Source organism: Pedobacter sandarakinus, from assembly GCF_026240095.1.
Taxonomy (GTDB): Bacteria; Bacteroidota; Bacteroidia; order Sphingobacteriales; family Sphingobacteriaceae; genus Pedobacter; species Pedobacter sandarakinus.
This window is the reverse complement of record NZ_JAPIVG010000004.1, coordinates 172,747-184,966: the sequence shown is the minus strand read 5'-3', so window position 1 is coordinate 184,966 and position 12,220 is coordinate 172,747. Positions and strand designations below refer to the sequence as shown.

8 protein-coding genes and 2 tRNA genes are annotated in these 12,220 nt (G+C 38.8%); 3 read left to right on the top strand and 7 right to left on the bottom strand.

Features of this window, described 5'->3' with window-relative positions:
* Positions 1-36: 36 nt before the first annotated feature.
* The 6 genes from OQ268_RS12175 to OQ268_RS12150 form a co-directional block, all read right to left on the bottom strand.
* Positions 37-792, bottom strand: coding sequence for a tol-pal system YbgF family protein (locus OQ268_RS12175; RefSeq protein WP_265856416.1), 756 nt, complete (start codon positions 790-792; stop codon positions 37-39).
* Entirely contained in the window at positions 785-1,396 is a 612-nt protein-coding gene (locus OQ268_RS12170) for an RNA polymerase sigma factor (protein WP_265856415.1), read from the bottom strand. Before OQ268_RS12170 ends, OQ268_RS12175 begins: the two co-directional genes overlap by 8 nt.
* Positions 1,397-1,787: 391 nt before the next feature.
* Positions 1,788-2,204 (bottom strand): hypothetical protein, encoded by a 417-nt coding sequence (locus tag OQ268_RS12165; protein WP_265856414.1) that lies wholly within the window; start codon positions 2,202-2,204, stop codon positions 1,788-1,790.
* A 361-nt stretch (positions 2,205-2,565) separates the two neighbouring features.
* Positions 2,566-2,649: transfer RNA gene (locus OQ268_RS12160), tRNA-Leu, on the bottom strand.
* 71 nt (positions 2,650-2,720) lie between these two features.
* A tRNA-Gly gene (locus OQ268_RS12155) sits at positions 2,721-2,793 on the bottom strand.
* Positions 2,794-3,000: 207 nt separating this feature from the next.
* The gene (locus OQ268_RS12150; RefSeq protein ID WP_265856413.1) at positions 3,001-4,428 is read right to left on the bottom strand and encodes a PQQ-dependent sugar dehydrogenase; all 1,428 of its coding nucleotides are present in this window, start codon (positions 4,426-4,428) and stop codon (positions 3,001-3,003) included.
* A gap of 313 nt (positions 4,429-4,741) precedes the next feature.
* On the opposite strand from OQ268_RS12150, the gene OQ268_RS12145 reads away from it, so the two are divergent.
* Genes OQ268_RS12145 through OQ268_RS12135 form a run of 3 tightly spaced genes read left to right on the top strand, consistent with a single transcriptional unit; the run spans position 4,742 to position 10,445 of the window.
* Positions 4,742-5,824 carry an efflux RND transporter periplasmic adaptor subunit gene (locus tag OQ268_RS12145; protein ID WP_265856412.1) on the top strand — a complete coding sequence of 361 codons (1,083 nt, stop codon included), beginning with the start codon at positions 4,742-4,744 and terminating at the stop codon, positions 5,822-5,824.
* 24 nt (positions 5,825-5,848) lie between these two features.
* Entirely contained in the window at positions 5,849-9,019 is a 3,171-nt protein-coding gene (locus tag OQ268_RS12140; RefSeq protein WP_265856411.1) for an efflux RND transporter permease subunit, read from the top strand.
* Complete coding sequence (locus OQ268_RS12135) at positions 9,012-10,445, top strand: TolC family protein (protein WP_265856410.1); 1,434 nt, start codon at positions 9,012-9,014, stop codon at positions 10,443-10,445. Before OQ268_RS12140 ends, OQ268_RS12135 begins: the two co-directional genes overlap by 8 nt.
* Before the next feature lie 737 nt (positions 10,446-11,182).
* Here OQ268_RS12135 and OQ268_RS12130 read toward each other — a convergent pair.
* Positions 11,183-12,139 carry a GlxA family transcriptional regulator gene (locus tag OQ268_RS12130; RefSeq protein ID WP_265856409.1) on the bottom strand — a complete coding sequence of 319 codons (957 nt, stop codon included), beginning with the start codon at positions 12,137-12,139 and terminating at the stop codon, positions 11,183-11,185.
* Between the last annotated feature and the right edge of the window lie 81 nt (positions 12,140-12,220).

Sequence of the window (12,220 nt, the reverse complement as noted above, 5' to 3'; positions counted from 1 at the left end):
TACAGACAAAAGGAATGTAACCAGCTTTTTTAAAAATTATCCTTTTAATTTCAGCAACCTTAATTTTAAGAGCGTAGTGGAAGAGACTTTTTCATGATAAATATGTGTTTTATCTTGATGAATCTTTTCGAATATGAGGATTGCTTCTTGATAAGCATGCTTAGATAAATATATTAAGGCCAGGTAATATTCTGCATCATCGTGGTAATTGCCTTCGGTACCATCCTTTTTAAGTATTTGTGAAAGAAGGTTTTCAGCATTTTTGAAGTCGCGAAGATTGTAGTAAGCTAGAGCCGAAAGAAAATCATCTTTGGCAGATGTAGATTTTCCTTCTTCATAATACCGAACCGCAGATTTATAATCCAGCTTCTGATAAGCGTTTGCTATTGCGCTAAGGCGACCGATGCCCCTGTCTGCAGTCGTGGTGTAGGCAATGTATTGTTCATTATGGATTTTATCTGGATTAAGCGTAATAAACTGGTATAAAAGCCCCAGGAAAAGAATAAGTACAATAGCGGCGGCAATTTTAAAACCAAGATTGCTAAATAAACCTTGCCTCACGCTCAAGGGTGATTTTTGGAGTACTTTCATCATATCCTGGTGCACAGCAGCAACATCAGCCTTTAAGCCATAATGTCTTAGGGTTATTGCAGCCGTTTGCAAGCGATCGAATTCTTGCTGCAAAAGCTCATCAGATTGCAGGTCTCTCTCAAAATTTGATTGTTCACTTGCAGTCATTTCGCCATCAATATATTTTATGATGCGATCGTCGTTTTCTTCCTGTCTATTCATAAGTTAAGGCAGCTTTAAATTTTTTTGCCAGTAATGGATCCTTAGAAAGTATTGTTCCCAGGTGTTTCATGCACTTACTTTTTTTATTGCGCAAAGTTTGTTCATTTTCGAACTCAACTTGCGTTAGAATCTCTTTCATGGGCAGGTTTTCATAATAATAAGCCAGCAAAATTTTTTTGCACACCGCACCAAGTAAATCAATGGTAGCATAAATTAAATTCTTTTCTTCGCGGTGCACCATCAATTTACTTACATCAGGTTCGGCATCTCCTAAAGCGGTTTGATAATTTTGTTCTCTTATGGCAGATTTATTGCGTTTTCTAAGTTCGTTTAGCCACGTGAAACGGTTTAAGCTAAACAAAAATGTGCTTATGCTAGAGTCGCCTCTAAATTTGCCAGCCCTTATAATTTCTATAAAATTTACAATTACCTCCTGAAAGATATCTTCTGCATCTTGCGGAGCACCCTGGTTTTGCAAAATATATCCGCTTAAAACCGAAAAATGATTCTGGTATAAAGCACCAATAGCTTCACTACTGAAAGTTTGTTTGCTAAGCATTTCTATAATTTCGGAATCAGAAAGTTTTACTGATGATTTTCTCATCTTATATAGTTAGGTAAATACAAGGGGCAATTTTGTAACCAATTTAGGTGAAACATTTTGGTGGGCAAAATAATATATTGAAATTTTGAAGCTTAAGTTTTTAGAAAATTAGATCTTCAATTTCCTAAAAAAAATTGCCATTAGCTTTAAAGCCGGATGGATTTTGCATAGAGCAGTTTCTCTAAGCTCATAATTCATCACCAGCTCAAATAGTATCGGTTTTAAAAAAGAACCAAATTAAATTACTGTCGTTTGTGAGGCATCATGATGTTAAAGCGTATTCAAATGCTAGATTGCTAACTAAAAGCTGTAGTGATTTATTTGGTAAATTAAGAGATGGATGATATCTTCAAACGTTCTATCTTGGTATAGTTGAGTTAACATTCACAAGCTATGAATTGTCGCGGTTTAGGTTTCTCCTCTCTTTAGAAATCATTAAATTGATAGTTTTGGCAAAGGATTCGAAAGCAACAGGTTTTATCAAAATTCCATTTCCATTTTCATCGAATATATCCAGCGTATTCTCGTTGTCATTAGTGATAATTATCAGATGTTTCACCCGTTTGCCAAAATTCGCCATAATATTCTTTCGCGATATTTCCATACCGATGTCTAGAATAAGAAAATCAATGGGTTCTTCGTCAAGGAAGTCGATGGTGGAAGGAACAGAAGTAAGGAAACTACCAGACAATTTCATTTTTGGAATTAGGGAAATATATTCTTTCAGTAAGATTAAAAAGCGAAATTCATCACCCACAATTACACAGCTATATTTTCCATTAGATGTTATCATTTTACTAAGTCTCATTAGTTTTGCCCAGCTTAAGATAGGGATTTTGATATCTCGTTTTAAAAGGTTGCATCGATATAAAAAAATGCTAAGCGGGCGATTGAAAGGTCCTGAATAGGTACATTGTTATATACCATACATTTAAAGAAATTTTTTCATGTACTTCTCTCATGTAAAAATAATATAAAATTCTGAAAAGCGAGATATGTAATAAGCCTTGTCTATCTAACAGGATTCGAAATGGTTGAATAAATAGCAAGACAATCTGCACTTATGATTATGACTTCTGGGAGGTCCTTAGCGGATATAATTAGCGAGTTAAAAGGAAAAGAAATAAGAAAGCCAATCAGTACGATCGGCTTTAATTTCGATTACGAAGTACTCGGGGCGGGAATCGAACCCGCACGCCTTTGAAAGCACAGGATTTTAAGTCCTGCGTGTCTACCAGTTCCACCACCCGAGCATTAATCAAATTCAATAATGAAAATGAAAAAGCTTTTAAAATTAAATGCCTTCTGGTAGGAAGGCATTTAGAGCGAAAGACGAGATTCGAACTCGCGACCCCGACCTTGGCAAGGTCGTGCTCTACCAACTGAGCTACTTTCGCATTAACAATACAATCGCTGTATTCCCTTTGGGGTTGCAAATATATTAATATAAATATCACTAACAAAAAAAATGAAAAAAATATTCTGGGCTCGAAACTATCCCAAATTAGCATTTAGGCCGCTATTATTTATTCCGAAACTGGCAAATCAATTATCAGCTATGCTGCTGTTTTTCCTGGCATCTATGGGTTAACGTATATGTTTACTTACTTCTTTTTGGCAGCCGCAATAATGTAATCCGCCAGTTTATCAATATCTTTTTTATCAATAGCGCCATTCCAGGCGGGCATTCCCTTTTCAACAATTCCGTTGGTGATGTTTGTTACAATAGATTTCTTATCGGATCCATATAAAAACTTAGTATTTATAAAACCTTTAGCTGTGTTTGTGCCCTGCAATTTATCTCCATGGCAAGATGCACAAAGTTGTTGATAGCGTCCTGGGGTGCCGTTTACTACTGCCGACTGCTGCAGTTTAGCTTTTGCGTTGTTTGATGTGTAAGCCAGCGTAGTACCCGATGGTCTTAATCTTAAAATCATATCATCGTGTGCATCTCTAGGATGCCCTTCGCCGGGGTCGTGCATAGAAGTTGAGAGATAGATATAGCCATCCGGACCGGTAACCATAGATCTTACTCTACCAAATTGCTTTTGAAAAAGTGTTATTTGATTCGTTATTTTTTCTTTCTCGATGCTAAAGCTATACACTGCTTCACCGCGAAGGCAGGCTACCAAAAGTTTATTTCTTAACGCCGGGAATTGATTGCCGGTATAAAACATCGCTTCGCCCGGACCGATAGAAGGTGTATATTGGATTAATGGCGATACCATTCCTGGCTTGGCAATATCATGATGGGCAACTGGCCATCCGTAATTGCTTCCTTTTTTGATGATATTGATTTCATCACCACCGGTAGGGCCGTGTTCACTTTCATATAAAGCACCGCTTCCAGACTGGAATGCTAAGCCTTGAGGGTTTCGATGCCCGTACGACCAAATTTCCTTGCGTGCGGTATCATTTTTAAAGAATGGATTATCGGCTGGAATCGTTCCATCATCGTTCATTCTTAATATTTTTCCGTTGTAAGCTTTTAAATCTTGCGCCAGCATGGGTTGATCGGCATCGCCAGTAGTGATATAGAGTTTCCTATCGGGGCCAAATACCAACCTACAGCCGGTATGGTTCTGGCTTGCAGGTAAATCTTTCAGCATAATTAGTGGGTTAATTAAGCTATCGCCCGTAAATTTGTAGCGGACAATGCGAAGCCTCATTCTGTTTTCCAGTAAATAATTGCTGGCCAAATAAACTATCCCATTTTCTGCAAAAGCAGGATGCAGGCAAAGCCCGAGGGCGCCAGTTTTATTTCTCAGCGCAATATCATTAAGGTTAAAAATAGGTTTTGCAACTAGCTTTCCTTCCTTTATTAATCTAACGCGACCTTCTCTTTCTGTAAAGAGAATATCTTTATTTGGTAAAAAAACAATTTCCCAAGGTACCCGAAGGTTTTCGGCCAACGTATCGATCTCGTAGCCAGTTTCTGCATTTGCTTTATGGTATGGGCGATTGATAAAAGCAGCAGCCAGTATCCAGCAAGAAATTAATAAGAAGGCGAGTATTTTGTATCTAGCGAGCACAATAAAAGGTTTTATTTTCGAAGTTACTCAATATTTGCGCTAAACTTATGTTTTTACTTAAAGACACCAATCTTCATTAAATGTTTTTCAATGTGAGTGATCGAAGTCACTGATCTTGAGCTTATTTAATGCGCTATCGCATCATCCAGGTTATTTTATCGAATATCTGATGCGTTTTCAACTTCATTATAACTTCATAAATCTGTAGTTATTTCGTATCGGTATTAATCGAATAGGGGAGGATTGTAAAACGCTCTTAATCCTAAATACGAATGCAAAAATTAAAATCAGATAAAAACTATTCAGAAACGAAATGAAAAGAAATGTCGTTTGCCTCGCATTGAGTGCATTGGTCTATGTAACTGGCTGTACAGCTAAAAAAGAAGAGAAAGAAGAAGTAGTAACTTATGCGGTTACTACGCCGATAAAAATCGATACTTCTTTTACCAAAGAATATGTATCGCAAATTAAGTCGGTACGCAATATCGAAATTAGAGCCCAGGAGAAAGGGTATTTGCAAAATATTTTTGTGGATGAAGGGCAGCATGTAAAGGCCGGGCAATTGCTGTTTAAGATTATGCCGAAAATGGCACAGGCAGAATTGCTTAAAGCCGAAGCTGAAACCAAGGCCGCAGAGATAGAATTGCAAAACACTAAGCTTCTTACCGATAAAAACGTGGTATCTAAAAATGAACTTGCCATGGCTAAAGCGAAACTTCAACAGGCCAATGCCGAAACATCGCTAGCAAAAATGCACCTGGCTTTTACCGAAATAAGGGCACCATTTGATGGTACGATAGACAGGATTCCACTCAAGTTAGGTAGCTTGGTAGATGAGGGTGCATTGTTAACCAGCTTATCAGACAATTCTCAGATCTTCGCTTACTTCAACGTATCAGAACCAGAATACCTCAATTACCAAAGCACAGCCAAGGCAAAAGGGGAGCAAGAAGTTGGTTTGCTTTTAGCCAATAACGAATTGTTAAAATCAAAAGGTAAGGTAGAAGTAATTGAAAGCGAGTTTGATAGTGAAACCGGAAATATAGCCTTTAGAGCTCGTTTTAATAACACAAATAACTTGCTTAGAAACGGCGAAACCGGTAAAATTCAAATGGTAGTTCCACTAAAAAATGCGATTGTAATACCTCAAAAGGCAACATACGATATTCAGGATAAAACGTATGTATTTGTTGTGGATAAGAATAATAAGGTTCACTCTAAGGCCATTACAATTGCGGGTGATCTGCCAGATTTGTACATCGTTGGCGATGGACTGAACATGAACGATAAGATTATGTTAGAGGGCGTTCAAAAAGTTAAAGATGATGATCAGATTAAGTTCACATTTCAGCAGCCTCAGCAAGTAATCAATCAATTAAGATTAAAAACCGAATAATTCCACTCATTCACACCGATTTTTATGTTTAGTAAATTCATACAAAGGCCTGTCCTTTCTATTGTGATATCGCTTATCATCGTGTTTTTGGGTGTGCTGGCTATTAGCTACTTACCCGTAACACAATTTCCATCCATCTCGCCACCAAAAGTTAATATTACGGCAGAATACCCTGGTGCAAATAACGAGCTCTTAATCAAATCAGTGGTTATTCCGTTAGAAAGGGCGCTGAATGGCGTTCCAGGGATGAAGTACATTGCCTCTGATGCCGGAAATGATGGTGAAGCATCCATTCAGGTGGTATTTAACCTGGGTACCGACCCCAACCAAGCCTCGTTAAATGTTCAGAACAGGGTTGCCGCGGTAACCAATAAACTTCCGCCCCTAGTGGTTAGAGAAGGCGTTAAAATTAGTAGGGAAGAATCTAACATGTTGATGTACATCAATTTGTATAGTAAAGACCCTAAAATGAACCAGAACTTTCTTTATAATTTTGCCGATATCAACCTGCTTTCTGAATTAAAAAGGATTGATGGTGTAGGCTTCGCTGATATTTTGGGAGACCGCGATTATGCCATGAGAATTTGGCTCAAACCTGATCGGATGCAGGCATATAAAATATCTGTAGATGAGGTGATGAAAGCGCTTGATGAACAAAGTTTAGAAGCATCTCCCGGAAAAACCGGAGAGAGTTCGGGCAGACGATCACAAGCATTTGAATATGTATTAAAATATTCTGGACGATTTAATACTAAAGAAGGATACGAAAATATTATTTTAAGGGCAAGTGCTAACGGCGAGCTATTGCGTTTAAAGGATGTAGCTGATGTAGATTTTAGTAGTGCTGCTTATAACTTGTACTCTACCCTGAATGGCAGGGCATCGGCAGCCATTGTGCTTAAACAATCTTATGGTAGTAATGCCACGCAAGTAATTAAAGATGTTAAAGCCAAAATGGCCGAAATTAAAGCTAGCTCATTTCCTAAAGGGTTAGATTATGAAGTGAGTTACGATGTTTCAAAGTTCTTAGATGCATCTATTGAAAAGGTAGTTCATACACTGGTTGAGGCATTTATTCTGGTGGGTTTGGTCGTGTTCTTATTTTTGGGCGATTGGCGTTCCACAGTGATTCCGGCGATTGCGGTTCCGGTATCTCTCATTGGAACCTTTGTATTCATGCAGTTTTTTGGCATCACCCTTAACTTAATCACTTTGTTTGCATTGGTTCTGGCAATTGGTGTTGTAGTAGATGATGCCATTGTCGTAATCGAAGCGGTGCATGCCAAGATGGAAAATAACCATCGGCTCTCGGTGCTTAAAGCTACTCAGCAAGCCATGAAAGAGATTGGAGGCGCCATTATTGCCATTACCTTCCTTATGGCCTCAGTATTCATTCCTGTTGCATTCATGTCTGGTCCGGTTGGTATTTTTTATCGCCAGTTTTCCATCACTATGGCTACGGCTATCATTCTTTCTGGTATCGTGGCGCTTACCTTAACGCCTGCCTTGTGCGCCATTATGCTAAAAAACCATCATGGTAAAGTGATCAAAAAGACAATAGTAGATAGATTTTTAGATAGCTTCAATCGGGGTTTCAACAAATTATCCGGCAGGTACGAATTCGTATTATCAAAGGTGGTAAGCCGCCGCCTGCTCACCTTCGGGATTCTTGCCGCATTTTGTGTGGGTATCTGGGGTTTAAGTTCGAGCGTTCCATCGGGCTTTATACCTAATGAAGATCAAGGTATGGTATACGCCATTATCCAAACTCCTCCCGGTTCAACCCTCGAGCGTACTGACCAAATTGCAGAGCGACTGCAAAAAATGTGCGAAGATATCGATGGTGTAAAATCTGTCTCATCATTAGCTGGGTACGAGATTTTGACCGAGGGTACAGGCTCAAACTCCGGAACCTGTCTTATCAATCTTAAAGACTGGAACGATCGGAAACATTCTGCTCAGGAAATCATCAAAGAGCTGGAAGAAAAGTCTAAGTCAATTCCTGGAGCGACGATAGAATTTTTCCAACCTCCGGCGGTGCCGGGTTATGGTGCAGCGGGCGGTTTTGAGCTACGACTCTTAGATAAGGCCGGTAGTGGCGACTATAAACGGATGGAAACAGTGGCTAATGATTTCGTTAAAGAACTCAACAAACGCAAAGAATTATCGTCTGTATTTACTTTCTATAGCGCCAGTTTCCCACAATATATGTTAAAGATAGATAATGATATTGCGCAGCAAAAGGGCATTACTATAGATAATGCGATGAACACGCTATCTACCTTTGTAGGCAGTAACTACGAAACAAGCTTTATTAAATACGATAGGCAATACAAGGTGATGGTGCAAGCCTTGCCACAATACCGGGCCCTGCCAGAAGACATTTTAAAATTATCCGTTAAAAACGATAAAGATGAAATGGTGCCCTTTGCGGCCTTTATGAAAATGGAAAGGGTTTATGGTTTATCAGAAATAACCAGGCACAATATGTATAACGCTTCCGAGATTAGTGGCCAATCGGCACCGGGTTACAGCTCTGGTGAGGCGATTAAAGCCATAACGGAAGTAGCCCAGAAAACGCTACCAAGAGGTTTTGGTATCGATTGGGCGGGTATTTCTAAAGATGAAGTTTCTCGTGGCAACGAAGCGATATATATATTTCTAATTTGTTTAGGGTTTGTTTACTTGGTTCTGGCTGCGCAATACGAAAGTTTTATTTTGCCACTATCGGTAATTCTATCTCTTCCTGCCGGAATATTTGGAGCCTTTCTTTTTCTGAAATTATTGGGGCTCGAGAATAACATCTATGCACAGGTAGCCATGGTGATGCTTATCGGTTTGCTTGGAAAAAATGCGGTATTAATTGTAGAGTTTGCTACGCAACGTCATAGCCAGGGTGCCTCGGTTTTAAAAGCCGCATTGGAAGGCGCAAGTGTTCGTTTCAGACCTATTTTAATGACCTCCTTTGCCTTTATTGCAGGTTTAATTCCATTAATGATTGCAAGTGGCCCAGGTAAGATCGGAAACCGAACCATTGGTTCAGCAGCAGCAGGTGGTATGCTCTTCGGAACTATTTTCGGTGTGATTGTTATTCCTGGTTTGTATTTCATTTTCGGGAAAATAGCAGAGAAATTCAAATTGATAAAAATTGAAGAAGAACATCCATTAACAGAAGAAGTAGAAAACAATGTTTAAAAATAATTCATTTAAAATCCTTGTTTTAGGATGTGTATGCGCCATCTATAGTGCATGCAAAATACCCGATGTTGCGCAACGTGAAGCGCATAAAATGGTTCCTGGCAGTTATTCGAATTCGGCAGACACGGTAAATAGCGCTAAAATGAATTGGCGGACCTTTTTCACCGATCCAAATCTGGTTGCGCTAATTGATACAGCTTTAAAAAATAATCAGGAACTTAACGTTACCCTGCAAGATATTGAAATTGCCAGAAATGAGATTGGAGCAAGGAAAGGCGAACTGTTGCCGATAGTGGGCTATGGTGTTGGTGCAGGGTTAGACAAGGTTGGACGTTATACCAGTGCAGGCGCAGGCGATGCTTCTACAGAAATCACACCAGGAAAGGGCGTGCCAGATATACTTCCTGATTATAGATTTGGATTACAAGCTACATGGGAAGCTGATATTTGGCACAAGCTCCGCAATGCTAAAAAGGCTGCGGTTGCACATTATCTGTCAACAATTGCTGGTAAAAACTTCGTCGTAACTAACCTGGTCGCCGAAGTGGCTAATTCTTACTACGAATTGCTTGCATTAGACAATCAATTGGCTATTGTGCAGCAAAACATTAAGCTCCAAAGCGATGCCTTAGCGTTAATGAAGATCCAGAAAGAAGCAACAAGGGTTACCGAACTTGCCGTAAGAAAATTTCAGGCTGAAGTGTTCAACTCAAAAAGCTTAGAGTTCGACATACAGCAGGGCATAACGGAAACCGAAAACAGGATTAACTTCCTTTTGGGCCGCTTCCCCCAGCATATTAGCCGAAGTACTGTAAATTTTACCGACTTGGTACCTCAAAAAATACAATTCGGTATCCCACAGCAGCTACTAGATAATCGCCCGGATATTAAACAGGCTGAGTTAGAATTAGAAGCAGCGAAATTGGATGTTAAGGTTGCCAGATCACAATTTTATCCTGCATTGGGTATTTCGGCAACGCTAGGATATCAGGCTTTCAATCCCAGTTACTTATTGCGTACACCAGAATCGCTTATCTATTCGCTGGCCGGAGATTTAGCTGGGCCAATCATTAATAAAAGTGCAATAAAGGCGGCCTACTCTACAGCAAATGCGAAGCAGCTTCAGGCAGTGTTCGATTATGAGAAAACAATTTTGAATGCCTATATTGATGTCGCTAATCAGCTGTCGAATATTAACAACTTACAGAAAAGCTACGACTTAAAGCAGCAAGAAGTTAATGCTCTTACCGAATCAATAGATATTTCAAATGCGCTTTTTAAATCCGCAAGAGCAGATTATTTTGAAGTATTGATGACGCAGAGAGACGCCCTTCAATCTAAGCTCGAGCTTATTGAAACCAAAAAGAAGCAATTAAATGCCATGGTTAATATCTATCATGCCTTGGGCGGTGGATGGAATTGAGTTATTTAGTGGATGAGATCACAATAAAAATCGGTCTGCAGGTTCAACTTGCAGGCCTTTTTTTTGCTTTCAGCACTTTAGTTATTTCTACTTCGGACAACCTCAGCTTGTTCAGTAAGTGCTCAAAAAATTATTGCAAACTTTTTTTTTATTGTTACGTTTAAAAGTTAGTTTTGTATTACTAACCAAATATATTTTATGAGCAATATATCTAATCCGAAACCTTTTAAAAGGTTCGATGAGATGGAATCTGAGCATAATAATCTTAACAAAACTTACGTTCCACCCTCGAAGCACAAGTTTGAGGGATGGCCAATTTTGTGGATTTTAGTCGTTATATTAATAGTATCTATAATTTTATGGTACACCGGTCTTGGATCAGTGTTTATGAAATGGCTAGATAACAACAAGAAATAATTCTGGTAGTGGCTATTTTAGGTCGTTAGATTTTTTTTAGAAGTGTTGTAATGGAAGAGCGCTAACTTAGATTAGAATTTTTCATCATCGCTTGGTATTTGTTCAGCGGAGAAATAACAGTATAGCATTGTTGAAAATGATCCAATAAAAAATACTGCAGTGATAACAAGGATAGTGCTCATAACATAATTAATTTGGTTAGTGTAATATTAACAATAAGTTATTGTAAATACCAGCGTTAATTCAAAGTTTTTAATTAAAAATTATTAACAATTCTAAAAAGGCTGTTGAAAACTAATTTATTAGTTTAATTGGCTAAGCTATTGTTTAAACTTTTCTCTGTATTGCGTTGGGGTCATTCCGACTGTTTTTCGAAATACTTTTCTAAATGCCTTAGGGTCTGTGTATCCCGATTGATAAATGACTTCACTCATTTGCTCGCCCGTTTGTTCTAATAGTCTTTTCGCAGCCTCAATCCGTGTTTGTTGTAAGTATTCAATAGGTGTAATGCCAACAACTTGCTTAAAGCGACGCACGATATTTCTTCGGCTAGACGGAATATCTTTAATCATTTCTTCAATAGTAGCTAAATCATGGAAACTGCTTTCTATCTTTTGCTGCGCAGATGCTACCAAAGCATCATTGTGTAATCTCGCTGGTTTAAATGTGCTGAAGTAAAGCTGATTTTCTCTGTTCATATCAATAGCAAAAATTTTAGCAGTTTTAACGGCAACTTCCTTTCCACAATGGATTTGAAGCAAATACAAAAGCAAGTGAAAGGTTGAAGTGGCGCCACCACTTGTATATAGCCGGCCATCATGCGTAACAATTTTATCAGCTTTTATTTTTACCGAAGGAAATGCTTTTGCGAAATTTGTGCATGCATCTACGTGGGTAGTGGCAGCCTTTCCGTCCAATAAGCCGGTAGCGGCCAAAAGAAATACGCCTGTACAGAATGTAGCGATTTCCGCACCCTCAGCATAATTTTTCTGCAGCCATGGCAAAAATTCACGATTAGCATAGATCGAATCTTGCATATCCGCGGTTGCAAAGGAGGGAATAAATATCAAATCGAATCCCCCGGCCTCGCTTACGCTTTCATGTGGATGATCGCTTACGCGGTTTTGCGAATTATTTATCGTAACCATTCTCAGTTCAAATGGGTTTGGTAAATCCATTGCGGCATACAGGCCGTTAACAGTATCCATTACATCCAATATTGCCGCTACACTTAGCAGGCGATAGTTTTGGGGAAGCAAGAGTCCGATTTTTAGCATTACTTTTTATTTGATCTTTAGTAAATATATGAATTTGTCGCAAATGCACCCTAACATTGACTTCTAAGGCAAGTATCACTT